At 64.6% G+C, this 22,003-nt stretch carries 15 protein-coding genes; 9 read left to right on the top strand and 6 right to left on the bottom strand.

Annotation, left to right across the window (positions count from 1 at the left end; genetic code table 11):
• Positions 1 to 106 precede the first annotated feature (106 nt).
• From RDW26_RS06065 to RDW26_RS06085, 5 genes are all read right to left on the bottom strand, one after another.
• Entirely contained in the window at positions 107 to 3,826 is a 3,720-nt protein-coding gene (locus RDW26_RS06065) for a phosphoribosylformylglycinamidine synthase (RefSeq protein ID WP_307982907.1), read from the bottom strand.
• Positions 3,827 to 3,997: 171 nt separating this feature from the next.
• Positions 3,998 to 4,576, bottom strand: coding sequence for a hypothetical protein (locus RDW26_RS06070; RefSeq protein WP_307982908.1), 579 nt, complete (start codon positions 4,574 to 4,576; stop codon positions 3,998 to 4,000).
• A gap of 184 nt (positions 4,577 to 4,760) precedes the next feature.
• The gene (locus RDW26_RS06075; protein WP_307982909.1) at positions 4,761 to 5,633 is read right to left on the bottom strand and encodes a phosphoribosylaminoimidazolesuccinocarboxamide synthase; all 873 of its coding nucleotides are present in this window, start codon (positions 5,631 to 5,633) and stop codon (positions 4,761 to 4,763) included.
• Between the two features lie 102 nt (positions 5,634 to 5,735).
• The gene (locus RDW26_RS06080; RefSeq protein ID WP_307982910.1) at positions 5,736 to 7,481 is read right to left on the bottom strand and encodes a HAMP domain-containing sensor histidine kinase; all 1,746 of its coding nucleotides are present in this window, start codon (positions 7,479 to 7,481) and stop codon (positions 5,736 to 5,738) included.
• Between the two features lie 68 nt (positions 7,482 to 7,549).
• A complete protein-coding gene (locus RDW26_RS06085; RefSeq protein ID WP_307982911.1) occupies positions 7,550 to 8,260 on the bottom strand; it encodes a response regulator transcription factor in 711 nt (236 codons plus the stop codon).
• A gap of 306 nt (positions 8,261 to 8,566) precedes the next feature.
• On the opposite strand from RDW26_RS06085, the gene RDW26_RS06090 reads away from it, so the two are divergent.
• From RDW26_RS06090 to RDW26_RS06125, 8 genes are all read left to right on the top strand, one after another.
• On the top strand, positions 8,567 to 10,069 hold the full coding sequence (locus RDW26_RS06090) for a hypothetical protein (protein WP_307982912.1): 1,503 nt from the start codon (positions 8,567 to 8,569) through the stop codon (positions 10,067 to 10,069).
• Between the two features lie 506 nt (positions 10,070 to 10,575).
• Positions 10,576 to 14,523 carry a penicillin-binding Tp47 domain C-containing protein gene (locus tag RDW26_RS06095; protein WP_307982913.1) on the top strand — a complete coding sequence of 1,316 codons (3,948 nt, stop codon included), beginning with the start codon at positions 10,576 to 10,578 and terminating at the stop codon, positions 14,521 to 14,523.
• A 126-nt stretch (positions 14,524 to 14,649) separates the two neighbouring features.
• Positions 14,650 to 16,221, top strand: coding sequence for an FMN-binding protein (locus RDW26_RS06100; RefSeq protein ID WP_307982914.1), 1,572 nt, complete (start codon positions 14,650 to 14,652; stop codon positions 16,219 to 16,221).
• Positions 16,214 to 16,693, top strand: coding sequence for an FMN-binding protein (locus tag RDW26_RS06105; protein ID WP_307982915.1), 480 nt, complete (start codon positions 16,214 to 16,216; stop codon positions 16,691 to 16,693). The genes RDW26_RS06100 and RDW26_RS06105 overlap by 8 nt, the downstream gene beginning before the upstream one ends.
• Before the next feature lies 1 nt (position 16,694).
• On the top strand, positions 16,695 to 17,642 hold the full coding sequence (locus RDW26_RS06110) for a 4Fe-4S binding protein (protein WP_307982916.1): 948 nt from the start codon (positions 16,695 to 16,697) through the stop codon (positions 17,640 to 17,642).
• Between the two features lie 21 nt (positions 17,643 to 17,663).
• Complete coding sequence (locus RDW26_RS06115) at positions 17,664 to 18,728, top strand: FAD:protein FMN transferase (RefSeq protein ID WP_307982917.1); 1,065 nt, start codon at positions 17,664 to 17,666, stop codon at positions 18,726 to 18,728.
• 50 nt (positions 18,729 to 18,778) lie between these two features.
• A complete protein-coding gene (locus RDW26_RS06120; protein ID WP_307982918.1) occupies positions 18,779 to 19,147 on the top strand; it encodes a NusG domain II-containing protein in 369 nt (122 codons plus the stop codon).
• A gap of 18 nt (positions 19,148 to 19,165) precedes the next feature.
• Positions 19,166 to 20,554: a Gx transporter family protein gene (locus RDW26_RS06125; protein WP_307982919.1), complete on the top strand. Its 1,389-nt coding sequence runs from the start codon at positions 19,166 to 19,168 to the stop codon at positions 20,552 to 20,554.
• A gap of 35 nt (positions 20,555 to 20,589) precedes the next feature.
• Here RDW26_RS06125 and RDW26_RS06130 read toward each other — a convergent pair whose 3' ends face one another.
• A complete protein-coding gene (locus RDW26_RS06130; RefSeq protein WP_307982920.1) occupies positions 20,590 to 21,108 on the bottom strand; it encodes a YbaN family protein in 519 nt (172 codons plus the stop codon).
• 262 nt (positions 21,109 to 21,370) lie between these two features.
• On the opposite strand from RDW26_RS06130, the gene ngr reads away from it, so the two are divergent.
• The gene (gene ngr / locus RDW26_RS06135; protein ID WP_294381248.1) at positions 21,371 to 21,982 is read left to right on the top strand and encodes a nigerythrin; all 612 of its coding nucleotides are present in this window, start codon (positions 21,371 to 21,373) and stop codon (positions 21,980 to 21,982) included.
• Positions 21,983 to 22,003 lie beyond the last annotated feature (21 nt).

The raw sequence follows: 22,003 nt of genomic DNA on the forward strand, positions 1-22,003 counted from the left end.
AGGAGCCGAAGGCGCCTGCAACCCAAAACGCCCTGCCGGCAAAAGCCGACAGGGCGCTATCGATTCTCAAACGTTGCGCCGGCGGAATGGCCGGCGCATTCGCATTCTAGTCCGTGAAGTACTTCACGCCGCTTTCGAACAGGGGCATGAACTTGTTGCCCGGAACGTTCTTGTACAGACCGTCGCCGCGGCGCTCCACGTGGCCCATCTTGCCGAGCACGCGACCGTCGGGGCTGGTGATGCCCTCGATGGCCATGACGGAGCCGTTGGGGTTCACGTCCCAATCCATGCTGGGCTGGCCGGCCTCGTCAACGTACTGCGTGGCGATGCGGCCCGTGGCCTCGAGCTGGTGCTGCAGCTCAGGGCTGCACACGAAGCGGCCCTCGCCGTGGCTGATGGCCACGGTGTGGATATCGCCGGGCTCGCACTGGGACAGCCAGGGGCTCAGGTTGCTGGCCACGCGCGTGCGCACCAGGCGGCTCTGATGGCGGCCGATGGTGTTGAACGTGAGCGTGGGGCACTCGTCGTCCATGGGGCGGATGTCGCCGTACGGCACCAGGCCCAGCTTCACGAGCGCCTGGAAGCCGTTGCAGATGCCCAGCATCAGGCCATCGCGGTTGAACAGCAGGTCGCGCACGGCCTCGGTGACCTCGGGGGCGCGGAAGAAGGCCGTGATGAACTTCGCCGAACCGTCGGGCTCATCGCCGCCGGAGAAGCCGCCGGGCAGCATGATGATCTGGCTGTTCTTGATGGCCTCCACCAGCGCCTTCGTGCTCTCGGCAACGGCCGAGGGCGTGAGGTTGTTGATGACCAGCGTGTCGGCCACGGCGCCCGCCTGCTCGAACGCGCGAGCGGAATCGTACTCGCAGTTCGTGCCCGGGAACACGGGGATGATCACACGCGGGCGCGCGATGGTGCCGTTGTACGTGAGCGGCAGGCGGTTGTCCACCGTCACCTGCTTCACGGCCTCGCCCTCCTGGCGGTACGGGTACACGCTCTCGATGGCGCCCTCCCATGCCTCCTGCAGCGCGGCCATGTCGAGCTCCTCGCCCGCGGCGATGAAGCAGTAGTCCTCGGTAGTGGTGCCCAGCACGACCACGTCCAGGTTGTCGGTTGCGGCGGGCAGCTGTGCGTTATCTGCCAGCTCCACCAGGAAGCTGCCGTACGCGGGCGCGAACAGCGCGTCGACGTCGACGTCGTCGAGCTTCACGCCCAGGCCGTTGCCCACGCACATCTTGAACAGCGACTCGGCCATGCAGCCGTAACCCGGCGTGCAAACCGCCAGCGCAGCACCGTTGCCGATGAGCTCCTGCACGGCGTCCATGGCCGCCAGCGCATCCTCTGCCGCAGGCGCGATGCCCTCGGCGTCGTAGCAGCGCGGGGCGACCAGCGCCACGCGATGGCCGGCACCCTTGAACTCGGGGGACGTCACGCGACCGACCTTGCCCACCGCCGTGGCGAACGACACGAGCGTGGGCGGCACGTCGAGCTGCTCGAAGCTGCCGGACATGGAGTCCTTGCCGCCGATGGAGCCGATGCCCAGATCGACCTGCGCCATGAGCGCGCCCAGGACGGCAGCCGTGGGCTTGCCCCAGCGCTTCGCGTCGCCGCGCAGGCTTTCGAAGTACTCCTGGAACGTCAGGTACATATCCTGGCGCTTGAAACCGGCAGCCACCAGGCGCGCGACCGATTCGACCACGGCAACGTACGAGCCGGTGAACTGGTCGGCCTCGGTGAGGTAGGGGTTGAAGCCCCAGGCCATGCCGCTGCACGTGGTGGTCTCGCCGCCCACGGGCAGCTTGGCGACCATGGCCTGCGCCGGCGTCAGCTGGTTCTTGCCGCCGAAGGGCATGAGCACCGTGGCCGCGCCGATGGTGGAGTCGAAGCGCTCGGACAGGCCCTTGTTCGAGCACACGTTCAGGTCGGTGACCAGGGAATTCATACGCTGCGCAAGGGTATCGCCTTCCCACGTGCGCTCGTAGGCGCCCGCCTGGCCCACATGCACGGCCTGCTGCTTCGGCGCGCCGTTGCTCGCCAGGAACTCGCGGCTGAGGTCGATGATGGCGCTGTCGTTCCACATGACGCGCACGCGCGCATCGTCGGTGACCTCGGCGACCACGGTGGCCTCGAGGTTCTCCTCGCGCGCATAGCGCAGGAACTCGTCCACGTCGGAAGCGGCGATAGCACAGGCCATGCGCTCCTGGGACTCGGAGATGGCCAGCTCGGTGCCGTCCAGACCCTCGTACTTCTTCGGCACCTTGTTCAGGTTGATGCGCAGGCCGTCGGCCAGCTCGCCGATGGCGACGGACACGCCGCCCGCACCGAAGTCGTTGCAGCGCTTGATGAGGCGCGTGGCCTCGCCGCGGCGGAACAGGCGCTGGATCTTGCGCTCCTCGGGCGGATTGCCCTTCTGCACCTCGGCGCCGCAATGCTCCAGCGACTCCAGGTTGTGCTCCTTGGAGCTGCCCGTGGCGCCACCGATGCCGTCACGGCCGGTGCGGCCGCCCAGCAGCACCACCACGTCGCCCGCCTCGGGCGTCTCGCGGCGCACATGGTCGGCAGGCGTTGCGGCAACAACGGCGCCGATCTCCATGCGCTTGGCCACGTAACCGGGGTGATACAGCTCGTTGACCTGGCCGGTTGCCAGACCGATCTGGTTGCCGTAGCTGGAATAGCCAGCAGCGGCCGTGGTGACCAGCTTGCGCTGCGGCAGCTTGCCGGGCAGCGTCTCGGACACGGGCGCCAGCGGGTTGGCGGCACCGGTGACGCGCATGGCCTGGTACACGTAGCTGCGGCCCGACAAGGGGTCGCGGATGGCGCCGCCCAGGCACGTTGCCGCGCCGCCGAACGGCTCGATCTCCGTGGGATGGTTGTGCGTCTCGTTCTTGAACAGGTACAGCCAGTCCTGCTCCTCGCCGTCGACGTCCACCTTGCACTTCACCGTGCAGGCGTTGATCTCCTCGGACTCGTCCAGGCCCGTGAGCACGCCCTTGGACTTGAGCCACTTCGCGCCGATGGTGCCCATGTCCATCAGGCAGACGGGCTTGGCCTGGCGACCCAGCTCGTTGCGCATGTCCATATACTGGTCGAAGGCGGCCTGCACGCGCGGGTCGTCGATGGCAACGTCGGTCATCTCGGTGCCGAACGTGGTGTGGCGGCAGTGATCGGACCAGTAGGTGTCAATCATCTTGATCTCGGTGATGGTCGGGCAGCGGCCCTCGCTCTGGAAGTACTGCTGGCAAAACGCCAGGTCGGCCTCGTCCATAGCCAGCTCGCGGTCGGCGATGAACTGCGCCAGGCCCGCGGCGTCAAGGTCGAGGAAGCCCTCGAGCACCTCGACCGGCTCGGGCTGGGGCTGCGCCATGGCCAGCGTGTCGCGCTGCTCAAGCGTTGCCTCGCGCGCCTCGATGGGGTTGATGACGTAATGCTTGATGGCCTGGACGTCCTGATCGGACAGCGGGCCGGACAGCAGGTACACCTTCGCGCTGCGGACCTCGGGGCGCTCGCCCTGGCTGATCAGCTGGATGCACTCGCTTGCCGAAGCCGCGCGCTGGTCGAACTGGCCGGGCAGGAACTCCACGGCGAACACCTGCGCGCCGTCGGCCTGGGGCAGCTCGGTCGAGGCGACATCGACCTGGGGCTCGCTGAACACGGTGGGAACGCACTGATCGAACAGCTCCTGCGAGATGCCCTCCACGTCGTAGCGGTTCACCAGGCGCAAACCCTCGAGCGAGGTGATGCCCAGGATGCTGCGCAGCTCGTGCGCCAGCTGCTGGGCCTCAACGTCGAAGCCGGGCTTCTTCTCCACATAGATGCGGGAAACCATGGACGTCCTTCCTAGTCGTATGTGCAGATGGCGAGCCATCCGCGATCGTGCGGGACAAGGGCGACGGCCCTGCCCCGCTTCCTTCCTAAAATGCAAGCGGGCACCGCGCGGGCACCCGTTTGTTTTCCGTCTTGCTGGGCCGAGACGGGCTGGCGGCCTGTTTGGCCGTGCCTACTCGTCCTTCTTCTTTTTGCCGAAGCCGAACAGGCCCTTCTTCTGGGGCTCGGACTCGGCGGGCTGCTCGGCCGCCTGCTTCTCGGCGGCGCGCTGCTGCGCCTTGGCCTTCTTCTCGGCGGCGCGCATCTCCTTGGTGGGGTGGTTGAGCACCTCGTCGGCGTACTTCTGGCGCGCCTTGCGGCACTTGCCCATGTCGATGTAGAGGGCGGCGATGATGAACACGTAGGCCAGCGCCAGGGTGACGTACATGATGGGCGCGGGCATGCCGAGGTTGTTGCCGGCGAAGCTGACCACGGTCAGGACGATGGCCAGGATCAGGCACACCCACCAGATCTTGCGCAGGCGCTTGTACTCGGCGGTAGGCGGGTTGTAGAACTGGCGATCGCGCTCGGCGTCCTTGGCGCGCTGCTGCTTGCGCTCGGCCTTCTTCTGCTGGGGCGTCTTCTTCGTGGACTGGATGCGCACCGAGGATGCGGCCTTCGAGACCGGCTTCGCGGAAGCGGCCGACTTGCGCGTGGCGCCCTTGCGGTCCTCGGATTGGTAGCGCTCGTTCATGGGGTTGCGTTGTGTCATTCTCACTCCTTCGCCCGCCTGCCGGCAGGCGAACCTTCTTCTGCTGCGGTCGCGTGCGGCGCCCCGCATCTCCTTCGGCGCGCGGCCCGGCTTGACGCCGGCGCCGCTTGCCTGGGGCCGATCCGGGACGCCGCATGCGCCCTTGCGAACCTGTACTGCTTATGCGGCCCTGCCGGGCCTGGGGCTAGAACTCGAACTTCTTGCCGGAGATCTTCTCGTAAGCCGCGATGTACTTCTGGCTGGTGCGTTCGATGACCTCCTGGGGCAGATGCGGGGGGTTGCCCTGACGGTCCCAGTTGGCGTTGAGCCAGTCGCGCACGTACTGCTTGTCGAAGCTGGCCTGGTCGCGGCCCGGCTCGTAGGCATCGCCCGGCCAGAAGCGGCTGGAGTCGGGCGTGAGCACCTCGTCGGCCAGGATAATCTGGCCGTCGATGACGCCGAACTCGAACTTCGTGTCGGCGATGATGATGCCGTTCTCGGCAGCGTGGTCGCGGGCGACGGAGTACACCTTGATGGCCAGGTCGCGCAGCTGCGTGGCGGCGTCCTCGCCGAGGATCTCCGCGCAGCGCTCGAAGCTGATGTTCTCATCGTGGTCGCCGATCTCGGCCTTCGTGGAGGGCGTGAAGATGGGCTCGGGGAGCTTGGAGGAGTTCACCAGGCCCTCGGGCAGCTGGATGCCGCACACGGTGCCCTGCTTCTGGTACTCCTTCAGGCCGCTGCCGGCAAGATAGCCGCGCACGATGCACTCGACGGGGAACATCTCGGCCTTCTTCACCAGCATGAAGCGGCCGCGCAGGTAGTCGGCGTAGGGCTTGAACTGCTCGGGCAGGTCGGCCACGTCGGCGCTGATCAGATGATTGCCGATGACGTCCTTGAGCTGGTCGAGCCAGAACAGCGAGATCTGCGTGAGCACCGCGCCCTTATGCGGGATCTCGTCCTCCAGGATGTAATCGAACGCCGAGATGCGGTCGGTGGCCACCATCAGCAGCTTGTCGCCCAGGTCGTAGATGTCGCGCACCTTGCCCTGTGCGTCCGGCTTGATATCGATTCCGCTCATGCCTGCTTATCCTTTCCCCATGAGAGTTGCGCCGGGCGCGGGCGGCGCCCAGCCGGCATTTGCGCGCCGTTTGCGGCGTGACTGTAACGTTGCCATTATCGTCTATTTTCCGTCGTCGTGCGACCGCCCGAACGGTATCCCCGTTTTCTGCGCATGTTGCTGCGCGCGTTGCTGCTCCTTCTGCTGCCGTTGCGCCTCGCGCTGCTGCTGGCGCTGTTGCAGCTGCTGCTCGCGCTGCTGCTGTTGCTGCTGGCGCTGCTGTTGACGCTGCTCGCGCTGCTCGTCGCCCTCGTAGTACAGCGGCAGGTTGATGGTGAAGCAGGCGCCCACGCCCTTCTCGCCCTCGACGTCCACGTAGCCGTTGTGGCGGTCGACGATCTCCTTCACCACGGAAAGGCCGATGCCCAGGCCGCCGCTTTCGCGCGTGCGGCCGGCGTCCGCGCGCCAGAAGCGGGAGAACACCATCTTCGCCTCGTCGGGCGAAAGGCCGATGCCCGTGTCGCGCACGGCGATAGCGCACATGCCCTCGTGGCTGGACACGCTGACGGTGATGGTGCCGCCTTCGGGCGTGTAGCGCACCGCGTTGGAGATGAGGTTGGCTGTGGCTTGACGGATCATGTCCGCATCGCCGCGCACGCGCACGCCGCGCTCCACCTCGTAGATGAGCTTGAGGCCCGAGTCGGACACGTAGGCCTCGTGCGTGGCGATGATGCCGCTGATGAGGTCGCCCACCTCGAGCACTTCCTTCTTCATGGGCGTGCTGCGATTCTCCAGGCGCGAAAGCTTCAGGATGGCGTCGACCAAACGGCTTAGACGTTTGACCTCGCCGTTCACCGTTTCAAGGCGCTCCTCGTCGGCATCGAACACGCCGTCGACCATGGCCTCGACCGTTGCCTGGATGGCCATGAGCGGCGTGCGCAGCTCATGCGCGACGTCGGTGGTCAGGCGGCGTTCGAGCTTGCGGTCGCGCTCGATGGAGTCGGCCATCTCGTCGAAGGTCATGCCCAGGCGCGCGATCTCGTCCTCGCCGCGGATGCCCGTGCGCGCCGACAGGTCGCCTTCCTTGATGGCGCGGGCGGTCTGCGCCATGGTGTTGACGGGGCGCACCAGGGTGCGCGCGAACAGGAAGCCGATGCACGACGCCAGCACGATGGCCAGCACCGTTGCGAACACCATTGCCTGGTAGGAGTTGTTGGAGAACTGCTCGTCGGCCTGCGTGAGCAGGGTTTCGCTTCCGTACACCCAGATGCGCACGGACCCTACGGCCGCACCGCCATACTCGATGGGCGCGCTGGCGAACTGCTGGCTGGCGCTGACCGGCGGCGCCAAGGTGCGCCCGCTGTCCGAGTTCGGCGACATGCCCGCGCCCGATTCGCTTCGGGACGACCCCGTGCCGTCGTCGATGGTGACCGCCGAGGAATCGTACACGGCCTTGCCCGTGGTGTTGTCGATAACGGCCACGCCCACGCCGCTGTTCAGGCTTTCGGCGTACTTCGCCACGGCCTCGACCTGCGGGTCGTGCAGGGTGTGGGAGGTGTTGTACACCTCCTCGATGCGCGTTGCCGTGCTTTCGGCGAGCGACTCCATGTTCTCCTGCGTGTAGGTATGGAAATGTTGCTGCCACACGAACGACAGCACGCCGATGGCCACCATGGCGGTCATGGCGGCGATCAGGGCGAACGCCATGGTCATGCGCGTGGTGTACGTCAGGCTGTTCCACCAGTTCACCACGCCCTGGTACGGCTTGCGCCTTTTCTTTTCCTCGGAGGGGCGCTCAACCACGACCGGCCCCGTGGTGGCGGAGCCGGTCGAAGGAGCGTCTTGCGTTGTGTTGGTATCGGTATCCACGTGGGCTCGCGGCCTTTCTTCTGGGAAGGGAGGCGCGGCCGAGCGCTGGCGGCCGCGCGGCGGCTAGCTTACTGACCCTGCTTGGTGGGGTCTTCGAAGCGGTAGCCCACGCCGTGCACGGTGTGCAGCCACTTGGGGTTGCGCGGGTTGTCGCCGATCTTGGCGCGCAGGTTCTTCACGTGGGAGTCGATGGTGCGCTCGTAGCCCTCGAAGTCATAGCCGAGCACCTTCTCGACCAGCTCCATACGAGAGTACACGCGGCCCGGGTAGCGGGACAGCGTGGTGAGCAGCTTGAACTCGCTGGCCGTGAGGTCGATCTCCTTGCCGGAGACCATGACCTTGTGGCCGGACACGTCGATGGTGAGCTCGCCGAACTCGAGCACCTCGCGCTGGGGCTCGGAATCGGCGTGCACGCGGCGCAGCAGCGCGCGGGCGCGGGCGACCAGCTCGCGCGGGCTGAACGGCTTGACCAGATAGTCGTCGGCGCCCAGCTCCAGGCCGATGATGCGATCCTCGACCTCGCCCTTGGCGGTGAGCATGATGATGGGCACGTCGGAGTTGTCGCGGATGGCGCGGCAGACGCGCTCGCCGGGAACGCGCGGGAGCATGAGGTCGAGGATGACCAGGTCGAAGTGGTGCTTGGAGAATTCCTCCAGCGCCTCCTGGCCGTCGCCGACGGCGGTTACCCAATAACTCTCGCGCTCAAGATATGCGGTTACGGCATCGCGGATGGCCTTCTCGTCCTCCACCAGCAGGATGCGCCTGGTTTCGTTGCTCATGGTTCACTCCTTAGGAAGCTGCTTTCCATGCTTTCATCACCTCGCACGCACGTCCCCTTTGCGCGGCCGTGCGGGTGAAGGGTGTTTGGGTTTATTGTAACAAGTCAAGTCAAACCCCCTCGCGCCTGTAGGCGAAATGACATAATTACCGCCATGGCAACCCAAAGGACACCACAGGGCGGCGCAGGCCGCCAACCCTCCCGAGCAACCCGCACGAGCAGACGAGCCGCGCAGCCGGCCCGCCCCTTGCGCGGCGCCTCCGCACGCCCGCGTACCGCCGGTCGCGGCGTTTCCGCACATGGGAAGGTGAAAAGCACGGCCCCGCGCGCCGCTTCCGCACCCCGGGCGGCGGCTAAGGCGAGCGCCCCTGCGGCACGCACCGCGCAGCGCACGCAGGTGCGCGCCCAGCGCGCCGCAGCCGGTCGCGCACGTCGCGATACCGGCACCTACGTAGGCGCCGCCACCCCCACCCCGCTCTCCGGCACGCCGGGTCTGGGCGGCATCGGGATCTCCGGCGGCTCCCCCACCGGCCGCGGCACCCCGCGGCCTGCCGTCGGCGACGGCGGGCAGACGCTCATCACGCGCCGCGGCCTGCTGTTGGGCGCGCTCGGCGTGGGCGTGCTGGCCGCTGCGGGCGCCGGCGTCGCCGCGGTCGCAGGCGGCAAGGGTTCTTCCACGCCCGACATCCAAACGCTGAAGGTGCCCACCGACGCCGTCTTCTCCATCTCCGACCTGTCGCAGGTGGAGAACACCGACGATTGCGCAGAGCAGCAGGGCTCCTACGACCTGCCCTACGGCTCCCTGGTCTGGTGCAACGATTCGAAGTTCGCCTGCTGCCTGATTCCCACGGAGAAGGCAAAGCCGCTGGCGCAGGTGGCCACGCTGGCCCTGTCGTCGGGCACGTCGGCCGTGGTGCTGGACAAGGCACGCGGGCAGGACGAGGGTTTCGAGATCTACGACGCGCGCTGCACCTCTCAGGGCGTGGTGTGGACCGAGGCGAACATCATGGACGGCACCTGGCGGATCTTCGCCGGGAAGCTGAACTCAAACGGCGACGCGCTCTCCAACATCCAGCAGCTCGACGAGGGTTCCTCCGATCAGTTCGAGACCCCCACCATCGCCGCCGTGGGCGGGCACGCGTTCTGGCAGGTCATGCCGCAAGCCGACAGCACCGTCACCGCGGCGTCGCTGATTGCGCAGCTCAAGAGCGCCTCCATGGGCAGCTCGGACGCCAGCGTGGTGTACGAGTCCGCCGGCCGCATGGCAACCGCCCCGTATGCCGCGGGCGACGGTGTGGTCATCACGCCGCGCGTCACCGGCGCTTCGTCGTATTACCAGCTCACGCGCGTGAGCGAGAACGGCAACGTCACCGATACCCTGACGCTTCCCGCGTCCATGAAGCCGCTCGAGGCAGGCTACGGCAAGACCGGTTTCACGTTCGCGTTCGACGCCACGTACAGCTACGGCGACGGCATCGCCAACTTGGGCACATACGCCCCCGCCGAGTCACCGGGCAGCGGCGGCTACAGCGCGCAGAAGTGGCTGCGCTTCGACCGCACGCCCACCACCGCGCCGGCGTGGTGCGGCAACTGGCTGATGGTGAAGTCCACGAGCGCCGTGTGCGGCGTCGACCCGCAGGGCAAGCGATATTTCGCGCTGTCCGCGGAGAACGGAGCCGACGACTACGGCGAGTGGCTGGCTTCCAGCGGCCAGAACGACACGGTGGTCACATACTCCAACATCGACTACACGCCCATCGGCGGCGAAGCCGTGAACTGCTGCCGGGTGAAAGTTTGGAAAACGAAATAACCGCAGATTGAAGGCCCCGCGTTCGCGGGGCCTTTTGCGTGGGCGGGGCCTGCGGGCACAACGACTTGCTGGTTTGCGGGTCGCGAAAAGATTGCGAGCGAGGGGCTTTTGCGGATGCGGGATTGCGAGCTGGCGGATTGCGGGCGCGAAGGAGTTGCCGACTGGCGGGCCTTGCGAGTGCGCAGGGCTCTGCGGGCGCAAGGGGGCACTCGCGACACGCAGCCGGACCCACCTGCCCGAGCGGGCTGAAAGCAAGCCGCGACCGCCTCTTCGCGGCTTTCCCGCGGGAGCGAAGCTGAAAGCTATATAGGGGAACTATGTTTTGTATGGCAAACATAGTTAGCTTTGGGTTATCCTTTTGACTTAGTTAACCTGCGCGTACATTATCGCCATTCACAGATTCGCCGGTACGGGGGCTTTTGCCCGTGACTCCGCATCGGTGAACCTCCAGATGATATGGGCGCAGGGAAGCGCACCCGCATAAACAATCGAAGAAAGGAAACGGGATGATCGAACGCAATGCGATTCGACGCGTCCTGGCCTCAGCGGGAGGCAATGCCTCCAAAGGCGTGATGGCCATGGCGCTTACGTTATCGCTGACCCCGGCGACGGCACTCGCCCAAACCGACGGCAGCGAAATAGAAGGGGCAGCCGGCTCCGATGCTACCAACACTGAAACGGCTGCCCCTCTAGCGAGCGAAGACGCGGAAACGTCTTCCAGCTCAATCGAGGATTATACCTTGTCGGGGGGCGAAAGCGCCGTCTCCGCGCAAGAAGCATCCTATGATTTGACGAAGATCGCAGACGGCGAATACCAGGGCAAGGCCGTAGCCGACTCCAACGATTCCCTGAACAAGGGCGATGAGTGGAACGCGGAGAGCTACACCGTCTCGGTTACGGTAACCGTTGCGGGTTCGAAGATCTCGAAGGTGAAAGTCGCCGACTATAGCTCTCTTGGTGATGACGACTGGGATCGCATGGACAGGGCCGTGAACGGCTACGATAAAAGAGGAACATCTTACGAGGGCGTTGTCAGCCAGATCGAGAACGCCGGCAATACCAACAGTATCGACGCTGTCACTACGGCGACAATCTCTTCGAACGCTATCAAGGCCGCGGTCGACAACGCCCTCCAGGCGGCTTACGACGAGCAGAATGCAAAGCCGGCAGAGGATGAATACACCTATGGTTACGCTGGTTTGACCTGGGCCGAGTATTGGGCAGCCGAGGGAGTCCAAGCTGCAGGATCCGCAGCAAGCTCCAGCGACCTGGACTCTCGCAACGAAGCCGATAAGGGCGCGTTCGACGCGGTCACCCGCGCCACCGCCAATCACGGCCTGCATCGCGGCAGCTATCAGTGCATGGCCACCATCTACACCAACGAGGGCGCAACCTTCGAGCTGGCGACCTGGGCCACCGACGGTAAGTCGTTTACCACCACCGACGGCAAGACCGTAACGTGGAACCGCGGCGCCATGACCTGCGATGGCGCTAGCTACACCCTGAAGGACTACGAGGTCACGGGCTTGAAGTACGTGCCGGTTAAGGTGAAGACCTCTGACCTGGACGCTTTCAAAGCAACGCATAGGTTCGTGGCGAACGGCGACACGCTCGCCGGCGGCTATGGCGAGGGGCAGCTTTCATCGTATTCCGGCCTGGTAGCCGATGTCGATGCCGACACCAACGGCCTGAAGACCGTTACGGTTTCCGATGGTTCCTGCAGCTTCTCCGCTGCGGCGACCGGCACGGATTCCGGCATCAAGGACCAGGCGCTCAAGACGGCTGACTTGGCCAGCATGGGCGCAACCGTCAAGGATGCCTCCGGTTCTTACGGCGAATTCCTTCGCGTTGACTTCACGCAAGGCTTCGGCGATCTTGGCGCCAACATGCAGGCGGTGACCTGGACGTACTACGGCAACGACGCAACGCGCACCAACGCGCTGGCTACGTTCGGCACGAAGTTCGCCGCCGATAACTGGATGCACAAGGCCATGGGCATCCAGCTTGGCCTGACCGATTCGCTGCGCTGCCAGCTGCCGGACGGCACCAACGGCACCGGCTACTGGACGGTAACGGTACATGCGCTCGGCTATGCCGACGCTTCTTGGGATTTTCAGGCGACCGATGACAACATCGTCGGCGCCAAGGAGCCTGTGACCGAGGCAACGAAGGCGCAGCTGCAGAGCCTGTACGACAAGGCCGCCGCACTTGATAAGTCCAAGTACACCGAGGACTCGTGGACCGCTTCTTCCATCGAGACGGAAACCGCCGAGACCAAGGAGCTGCTTGAGAAAGCCGACCTGAGCGAATCGGAAGCTGCCGAGCAGGTCAAACACCTTCAGGGCGCGCTCGATGTGCTGGTCAGCCTGTATCCCGAGGTTGGCTCATATGTGCTCATGAACATCCCGTACAGCGATTTCTACGCTGCGGAGCAGAACAACTCCGGTACGGATGTGGTGACTTCCGCCACGAAGCAGAAGACGCTGGCCGGTTCGTTGGTCAGCGGTTCCTACCACGTGAACGCGGACGGCAGCGACATCACGGGTGCCACGTTCGCCGTTAAGGTCAGCTCCGACGATATCGATTGGTCGAAGTTCAAGCGCGTGACGGATTCCGATTCCGTTGATATCACCACCTCCATCAAGGGCAAGACCTCTACGACGACCTATTCCGGTCGCGACGCCCTGTTCCAGGCACCTAGCTATTCGTACTACGTGCTGCCCGAGAACGAAACGCCGGCAAACTACAAGGAAGCCACGGTCGACGAGTCCGGCAACATGAAGTTCGGCGCGGTCGAAGGCAAGGACGCCGTCGCCCTGTCCGATGTTGCTGCCGAGTTCACCACCAACAGCAAATACGGCGATTACGAGATCGACTTCGGCAATCTGCGCGAGCAGATGGTCGACGCCGACGGCAACCAGGCGGTCGTGTACGGCGCCGTGGTGAACGCCGCCGATGAGGCCGGCAAGGTCGAGGGCTACGGCATGCGCGCCCTGGAGAACATCTGGAAGGGCAAGGAACTTGCTTGGAGCTGTGGCTTCGTGACCGAAGCACACGGCAGCCCGCTGAGCTCGACCTATTACAAATCGATGATGGGCAAGACCATCAAGTCGGTGGTGTTCTACACGTCCACCGGTACCTACACCGTGGCCATGGATCAGTATGTTCCGGTAAAGGTTTCCGCAGATGAAGGCGCCATTTCTATTCAGGAAAGCGCATCGCTCGACGATACTTCCCTCATTGGTATGAATCCGACGCTGCCTGAAGGCTTCGACGCCGAATACAGCATCGAAGGCTGGAGCGGCAATGTCGAAGTATCGAACGCCTCTTCCGGCCCTTACAGCTCCGTCGTGAAGATCCCGGCCGGCACGCAGCCTGGCAGCTACACGCTCGTTGCCGCCGACAAGAGCGGCAAGTACGCGCCCTTGAGCGCAACGTTCACGTTGACAACGGCGAAGAATGCTGCCGCGTTCGATGCCTCCAGTCTGAAGCTGACGGCCGCCGACGGTGCCACCGAGAGCGACCTTGCAAACTATCTGGGCAACATCTCCCAGGTTACGGTGAACAACGTGGTGTACAACGCCCAGGGCAAGGGCGCCGTGAAGATCATCAACGAAGACGGTTCCCTGAACCTTGCCGCCGCGAACAAGGACGGCTCCCTGGTGTTCGCCGCGAACGGCGCATATGAGATCGAGGTCGCAGCTACGGGCTACAGCAGCAATCTGCAGTTCACGTATGCCAAGGTTGCCGACAAGGCCGCGCTTGAGAGCGCCATCCAATCCGCCTTGCAACTCGACAACGGCGAGCACGCATACACGGCAAGCAGCTGGACCGCTTTCCAGGCAGCGCTCAATGCCGCCCGGGGCGTGAACGAATCCGTTTCCGCCACCGATGAAGAGGTTGCCAGCGCGCTTTCCGCCCTGCAGAGCGCCCAAGCCGCGCTCGCCGCAACCCCCACGGCCGATCAGCTTGCCGATTTGCGCGCGGAGATCGAAGCCGGTTCCAATCTGAAGGAATCCGATTACACGTCCGAAAGCTGGGCAGCGTATCAGCAAGCTGTGAAGGCAGCCGAGGAGCTCTTCGACAATGAGGACGCATCCACTGCCGACGTCGAATCCGCAACGGCCGCCGTGAAGCAGGCCCGCGAGCAGCTGGCGAAACCGACCGTCGAGAATCCGCCTGCCGGCGGCACCGGGACGGACGGATCGGGTAGTGGCTCCGATACCGGCAACGGCGACGGGACGGACGGCAGCGGAACCGACAGCGGCAACGGCAATGGCACCGACAGCGGGACCGACAGCGGCGCGGCAGCGAGCGCAACCGGCACGGGCGCCGCTTCCGGCCTTGCCACTACAGGCGACGTCGCCCCGGTGGCGGCGACGGGCGCAGCCGCCATTGGCGCGGCAGCACTGGCCGCGGTCGCGCGCTTCATGCGCCGCCGCATGCGGGAATAGATTCCGCACAACATAAAAGCGCAGGCGGCGAAGATGCGTTCGCCGCCTGCGCCAAAGCGATGCAGTGCAGCCTTATGGCGGAGCCCAGGCTCCGCCATAAGGCCGTTTGAAGGAGAAGCGAAGACCGTGACGGACCGAAAGACCGAAGAGCGCGCCGAGGCGGAGATGCACGACGCAACGCAAGGAATCGAAGAAAAGGGGGCGGGCAAGCACGCAGCGTTGCCGCAGAAGGCGGCTACAGCGGGTTTGTTGATGCCATCGGTGCTGACGGGCGTGGCCATTGCGCTGGTCGTGGCGCAGTACCAGCCGCTCGTGTTCAATCCCGACGCATACGCATCGACCGAGCAGGCTACGACGGAAATCAAACCCGTCGAGGTAACCGCAGAACGCCAGGATGCGCAACCCGCCACCGATGCGAACTACAGCGCGGCGGACTACGGAATCGACGCCTCCAACCTGAAGGACGGCACCTACACCGGCTCCGGCCAGGGGTTCAAAAGCACCATCACGGTGGCGGTGACCATCAGCGACGGCAAGATCATCGCAATCGAAATAGTGTCCGCGGGCGACGATGAGCCGTATTTCAGCAATGCGAAGAGGCTGATAAGCTCGGTCATCGCTGCGCAATCGACGTCGGTGGACACCATTTCAGGAGCAACCTACTCTTCAAAGGGTATACTCGTCGCCATCAAGAACGCTCTTGAAAAGGCCGCAGGCGGGACGGGATCGGACACGGGGGCCTCATCTGCCCCGGCATCCGCCGCTTCGGGCAAAAGCCACGCAACGTTGAACCCGACCCAAGTGCCGACGAGCGGCTACGCCGACGGCACTTACTGCGGCGAAGGCGAGGGCTACAAAAGCACCATTCGCGTGGCCGTGACCATCGCAGGAGGGAAGATCTCCAAGATAGACATCCTTTCCCAAGGCGACGATGCGGCATATTTCAACCGCGCGAAATCGCTGATCGCAACCGTCGTCGACAAGCAAACGACGGCGGTCGACACGGTGTCGGGCGCAACGTTTTCCTCGGAAGGCATCTTGGCCGCTGTCGAAGACGCCCTACGCCAAGCGGCAGTCAAGACCGGCAACGGCACCGCGGCAGATAAACCCTCGGACGATTCCGGCAACACGGGAAGCGGCGACTCGCCGAGCAAGCCCGACGTCGACGAGCCTTCGCAAGGTGGGCAAACCGAGACCCGCTACCTTGACGGAGATTACACCGTATACGTGAAGTGCGAGAACACCGAGGACCCCGACGCGTTCGAACCGTATTACCTGGCCATGACCGTTACGGTTGAAAACGGCAAGGCATCCGCGATCAAGGACGTGCACGGAACGAACAAGGCGACCGACGAGGACGCGGTGCTCGAGGAATACGACGAATCGAACGATGCGTATCTTGAATGGGCGGCGTTCGGACGCGTCGTTCGCGGCAAGGAGTACGTCGGCGTCGTCAAGCAGCTGATCGATCTGCACGCGGCCCCGAGCAACGTGGACGTCGTATCCCGCTCCACCTATTCCTCGAAGGCCATCGTGAAGGCATACGAGAAGGCGCTCGAGCTGGCCAACGAAGCCTACAAGAAGGCGAACCCGTCGGACGACGCCGCAACGGGCGATGCCGGCGGCTCGGACGCTGCGTCCGGGAAGGGCGAAACGGGCAGCACCTCGAACGGCGGAGGCGAGGCCGACCGTGCTTAACCTTCTCGTACGCAAGCGAAACCTCATAGCGAAAACCGTGAACGTTGCGGTTATCGGAGCGTTGGCGGTCGGCTTCAGCCTATGGGCCGCCGATGCCAACACCGCCGATGCCATGGTTCAAAAGCAGATTCAAGAGGCCGAGCGCGCGGCAACCCGCGGGCCGTATGCCGTCGACGGCGTGTTCACGGGCACCGCCCAAGGATACGGCGGGCCGGTGACCACGCAGGTCACCGTGAAGGATGGCTACATCGACGCCGTTCAGGTCGTGGACGCCCCCAACGAGGACGGCCCCTACCTGGAACAGGCCGTCAAGCTCATCGACGACATGATTGCCAAGCAAACGCCGAACGTGGACACGGTATCGGGCGCCACGTTCTCGTCGGCCGGCATCATCAACGGCGCGGTTCAAGCGCTTGAAGCAAGCAACTCCGGTCAGGCAGACGCCGCAACATCGGCAGAGGATGGCGAATAGCATGGCGAAGATCAAGACGAAGGCTCTGGCGCGCCATCGCCGCCTCATCCTGAATCGCGGAGTGCGCTGGGCGGTGCAGATCGCGTTCTTCATAGCGTTCCCCGCCGTGTTCAGCGCAGCGTTCAACGGCGTGAAATACGCATTTACCCAGATCGGAGCCATGCAGCCGATCGAGCTGAGCGCTTTTATCGTCACGTTGACGGCGGTGCTGGCGTTCACCGTGGTGTTCGGCCGCTTCTTTTGCGGCTATGCCTGCGCGTTCGGAACGCTGGGCGATGCCCTGTTCGCCTTGTTCTCCCCCGTGCGCAAGAAGCTGGGCATCGGAGCAAGGAAACCGCTTTTGCTCCCGAAGCTGCAACGCGCGCTGCAGCTGCTGAAATACCTGGTGCTGGTCGTCATTTGCGGGCTGTGCCTCACGGGCACGTGGTCGAGCATCTCGGGCTACAGCCCTTGGACAGCGTTCGCGGGCATCATCGCCGGCAACATCGACGGCATTGCGGCGGGCGCGTTCGTCATCCTCGGCGCCATCGCGCTTGGCATGCTGTTCGTGGAGCGTTTCTTCTGCCAGTTCCTCTGCCCGCTCGGCGCGGTGTTCAGCCTGCTGCCGGTGCTCCCCTTCTCCGCTTTCCGCCGCGATACCGCGCGCTGCGCGAAGAGGTGCGGGCTGTGCAAGCGCTCGTGCCCGGTGTCGGTGCACCCCGATCCCGATGCGCTTACCGCAGGCGAGTGCATCTCGTGCGGTCGATGCGCCGACGGATGCCCCCTGGAGAACGTGGCGATGCTGCGCGTGCCCAACCCGAACGCTGCGGCGGCGTCGAGACTCGCGGAAGCGCCCGGCGCTAAGAAGGCCCAGGTCAGGGAATATCTTGTACGTCTACGCGGCACCGAGGTCCCCTTGGTGCTGATCAAGGCGGCAGCGCTTTTCGCGCTGTTCTGGTTGTTCGCATAGGAAACGAAAAGGATTTAGTTGATGGAGAACGGAACGATCTCACGCCGAAGGTTCCTCATGCTTGCGGCTGGCTCGGTTTGCGCAATGGCCATGCCCGCATGGCTGGCAGGCTGCTCGGCGGCGCAAAACGACGAAGGAGGTGGCGCGACGGCGGATGACGGCGCCGATAGCGCAGCTTACGAGGTCCAATCCCTCACGCTGTTTTTGTTCGACACCGTCATCCAAATCAGCGCGTTATGCGCGCCCGAGCTGATGGACCGCATCTCCGAGCGCTGCCGATTCTTCGAGGACCGCTTCTCGCGCACGAAGGAAGGCAGCGATATCTGGAACATCAACCAAGCGCACGGCGCACCGGTGGAGGTTTCCGAGGAGACGGCGCGGTGCATCGAGGCATCGCTTGCGTATTCCGAGGCTTCGGGCGGCCTGTTCGACATCAGCATCGGCGCCGTTTCCAGCCTTTGGGATTTCGTCGAGGGCATCAAGCCAGACGACGATGCGATCAAGGAGGCGGTCAAGCACGTCGACTACCGAACGATCTCAGTCGATGGCACCACGGTAACGCTGACCGACCCCGATGCGATGCTCGACCTTGGCGGAATCGCAAAGGGGTTCATCACCGACGACCTGGTCTCCATGTTGCGGGAAGCGGGATGCAAAAGCGCCATGCTCTCCCTGGGAGGCAACGTCTACGTGCTGGGGGAAAGCTTCCGCGGCGACGATTGGAACGTTGGCGTGCAGGACCCCAATGGCGCGGCGAACGACGTGATCGCAAGCATCCCGGCACGCAACAAATCCCTGGTCACAAGCGGGCTGTACGAACGCAGCTTCACTGTCGAGGACGTGTTGTACCACCACATCCTCGACCCGCGCACGGGATATCCGGCGAAGACGGACCTGGCAAGCGCCTCGATCGTGTCCGACAGCTCCACCGATGGCGATGCGTATTCCACCACGCTGTTCCTGATGGGGCACGACAAAGCCATGGACCTGCTGAACTCCGACGAGCGCTTCAGCGGCTTGCTGGTTGACATGAACGACACAGCCACGGCGTCGAACGGTTCCAGGTTCACGCTCCTGAGCGAATAGAAGGAGGTAGGTGCAGCATGACGGTTGCTCAAAAGAGGGCATACAGGCGAATGAGGGTCAACGTTATTGCGGTGCTGGTCATCACGGCGCTTGCATTGGCTGCCGCCGCGGCAGCCAACGTGCTTGGCAACGCGGTCGACGCCCGGACCGCCGTCATCCAAGATGCAGACGGCAACACGTTCGCGATGCCCCTTTCCAAAGACGACGTCCTTACGGTGGCCTCGAGCGCAGGCACGAACGTGGTCGAGGTGCAATCAGGCAAAGTACGCGTGAGCGAGGCCGACTGCCCCAACCAAGACTGCGTCGATCAAGGTTGGATCTCGAATGCAGGGCAGCAGATCGTATGCCTTCCGCATAAGCTTGTGGTGAACATAACGGATGAGGACGCCGCATCTGCCTACGATGTTGTCGGGCAATAGCGGGCCGAGCGCTTCATTATGGCCGTAAATCCCCGAATCATCGCCACGCAGCGCCTTGCGCGCATTTCCCTTTTGAGCGCGCTTGCGCTTGTACTGAGCTATATCGAAGCGATGATCCCGCTTCCCGTGGCATTGCCGGGCGTGAAGCTCGGCTTGGCGAACGTAGCGGTGGTGGTAGCGCTCCTCGGGCTCGACATGCGCGCCGCCGCCGCGGTTGCAGTGGTGAAAGTGATGGCATCGGGTTTCCTGTTCGGGTCGCCGACGATGCTCATGTACAGCCTAGGCGGCACGGCGCTCGCGTTCGCAGGGAGCGCGGCGGTGTCCCTGATCCCCGGCCTAGGCGCAGTGGCGACGTGCATGGTGGCGGCGATCTTGCATAACACGGGCCAGATCGCGGTCGCCGCCCTGTTGCTGGGAACGCCATCGGTGCTGCTGAGCCTGCCGCCGCTCGCTGTGGCGGCTTGCGCGACGGGTTTCGCCACGGGCGCCGTTGCGGCAGGCGTGCTGGCGGCGCAGCCCGACAACGTGCATGCGGGCGAAGGCTTCGAAATCCCGCAACCCCGCGCGAAAAGACAAGCGCCGTCGGGTGGAAGAGGCTTCGCACCGCTTGCCGCCGACGTTGCAACGTTCGGCGCATATCGCCCCGGAGCGACGATCGCCCATAGGCTGGATCCGCGCGTGAAGATCGTCTTCGCAACGCTGTTCATCGCGGCGGCGTTCGTCGCACAGGGCGCTGCGGCGCTGCTCATCCTGCTTGCATCTGCGGTGGGCGTGCAAGCAGCATCGGGATCAAGCGCGCGAGCAGAGCTTCGTTCCTTGAAGCCGTTCGCGTGGCTTATGGCCTTCGTGCTGGTCTTCGATACGTTGTTCGTGAATTCAGGCGATGTCATATGGTGCGCGGGCCCGGCGACGATCACCACCGGCGGAGCGTCGTGCGCGATCGAGAACGTGCTGCGTTTCGCATGCGTGCTGCTCGGCACGTCGGCGCTTATGGCCACCACATCCCCGACGCAGCTCACCGATGGGTTCTCGCTGATGCTGCGCCCGCTTGGCCGCTTCGGCGTGCGCACGGCATCCGCCGGCCTAGCGATGAGCATGACGCTGCGCTTCATCCCCACGCTGACGAAGGAGTTCAACAAGGTGTGCATCGCCCAGATGTCGCGCGGCGCCGATTTCGCGAACGGCGGCGTTCTGCATCGCGCTCTTGCGCTCGTGTCGGCGCTTGTCCCCATGTTCGCCAGCGCATTGCGCCGCTCTGAATCGATCGCGTACGCAGTCGAGGCCCGCGCGTTCGGTGCTGCCGGCGCCTCGCGGACCTGCCTGCGCGACTACCGCCTTCGGCGCATCGACTGGGCGGTCCTTGCGACGGCGACGGCCCTTCCGCTTATCGAGCTGGCATTGCGGTAGCGACACGGGCGGCCTCGTTGGGAGGGCGGCTCGATTTATGCCTGCTTATCGGTTTTCACTATGAAGCCGAAGTAGATGATATGGCCGATCCATACCGCTGCCAAAATGAGCCGTCCGACGGGGACGCGGCCCATCAGGGCGAAGCCGATGGCCAGCAGCACCGTCACCGGGACGAGGATGGTGAGCTTCGCTCGCAGCGTCATGGAGCGCTTGGTCACGTAGCCCTCCAGCACCTGCTTGTACACCTTCGTGCCTTTGAACCAGCCGTTCAGACGCGCGGAGCTGCGGGCGAAGCAGAACGCCGCCACCAGGATGAACGGCGTGGTGGGCAGGATCGGCAGCACCACGCCGACCATCCCCAGCGCAAGGAACGCGAAGCCGCCGACGGCCCACAGGGTCTGGCCGACGCGGTGGCTGCCGCCCGTTAGGCGACGCGATGTCGCGTGGAATGGGCCGCTACCGCCGGGACAGGCCGCTTCCGCCGATCGGGCGGCATCGGGATATGCCGAGCCGGAGGACACCGCCTGCTCGACCAAGGCAATCTGCTCGTTCACGTTTCACGCTCGCTAACTGTTTCTATTCGCTAACAAATCTTGAGAAGTTTACCATGGCTTCTTTAGCGAGGCAATCGCAGCGCATGGTCGCCGCATTGAAGTTACCCACGGCTATCCGTGTGGCGGTTGTGCGGAGCCGGGCAGCTGCGGCCGATTAGCGCTTGCGCTCGGACGGAGGGCCGGGTATTCTATAGCTATTGAGATTGATTCTCATTAATGATTCCAAACGGAACCACTACTTCAGACGAGAAGGAGTATCACCATGAATAAGCGCACCGAGCTGCCCACCGCAGAGAATTCCTCCAACTTCAACCGCGTCGCCGGCGCAACCTGCCAGGTCGGCACCACGCTGGAGAACCTGAAGGCCGCCGTGTGCGGCGAGACGGGCGCTTCCGCCAAGTACGCCGCCTGCGCCAAGCTTGCCAAGGAGAAGGGCTACGAGCAGCTGGGCCGCCTGTGGGAGGCCACCAGCGCCGCCGAGCAGGTGCACATCCGCCTGGAGGCCGGCCTGGTCGAGGAGCTTGAGCCGGGTTACGAGCGCCCCACGGCCGACGCCCCCGAGCTGGAGGAGATTGACCTGAACCTGATCGCCTCCGCCAACGGCGAGATCTTCGAGACCTCCGACATGTACCCAGGCTTCATCGCTAAGGCCCAGGAGGAGGGCAACGACAAGGCCGTCCAGGTGTTCACCAAGGCCAAGCTGGCCGAGGCCGTGCACGCCGAGCTGTACCTGCAGGCGTACAACAACATCGACGCCGCCGATGACGACTCCTACTTCCTGTGCCCGGGCTGCGGCTACATCGAGAAGGGTTCCGCCGCCCCCGAGAACTGCCCCATCTGCGGCGCTCCCGCCAAGGTGTTCAAGCAGTTCTAAGCCGTAGGCAAACGAATCGCA

It is taken from the genome of uncultured Senegalimassilia sp. (assembly GCF_902464545.1).
GTDB lineage: Bacteria > Actinomycetota > Coriobacteriia > Coriobacteriales > Eggerthellaceae > Senegalimassilia.

Excerpts from the sequence above, each read along its gene's own strand:
- RDW26_RS06070 (WP_307982908.1), bottom strand. The coding sequence starts at position 4,576 with ATGACACAACGCAACCCCATGAACGAGCGCTACCAATCCGAGGACCGC.
- RDW26_RS06075 (WP_307982909.1), bottom strand. The coding sequence starts at position 5,633 with ATGAGCGGAATCGATATCAAGCCGGACGCACAGGGCAAGGTGCGCGAC.
- RDW26_RS06085 (WP_307982911.1), bottom strand. The coding sequence starts at position 8,260 with ATGAGCAACGAAACCAGGCGCATCCTGCTGGTGGAGGACGAGAAGGCC.
- RDW26_RS06125 (WP_307982919.1), top strand. The coding sequence starts at position 19,166 with ATGGCCGTAAATCCCCGAATCATCGCCACGCAGCGCCTTGCGCGCATT.
- RDW26_RS06095 (WP_307982913.1), top strand. The coding sequence starts at position 10,576 with ATGATCGAACGCAATGCGATTCGACGCGTCCTGGCCTCAGCGGGAGGC.
- ngr (WP_294381248.1), top strand. The coding sequence starts at position 21,371 with ATGAATAAGCGCACCGAGCTGCCCACCGCAGAGAATTCCTCCAACTTC.
- RDW26_RS06110 (WP_307982916.1), top strand. The coding sequence starts at position 16,695 with ATGGCGAAGATCAAGACGAAGGCTCTGGCGCGCCATCGCCGCCTCATC.
- RDW26_RS06065 (WP_307982907.1), bottom strand. The coding sequence starts at position 3,826 with ATGGTTTCCCGCATCTATGTGGAGAAGAAGCCCGGCTTCGACGTTGAG.
- RDW26_RS06115 (WP_307982917.1), top strand. The coding sequence starts at position 17,664 with ATGGAGAACGGAACGATCTCACGCCGAAGGTTCCTCATGCTTGCGGCT.
- RDW26_RS06120 (WP_307982918.1), top strand. The coding sequence starts at position 18,779 with ATGAGGGTCAACGTTATTGCGGTGCTGGTCATCACGGCGCTTGCATTG.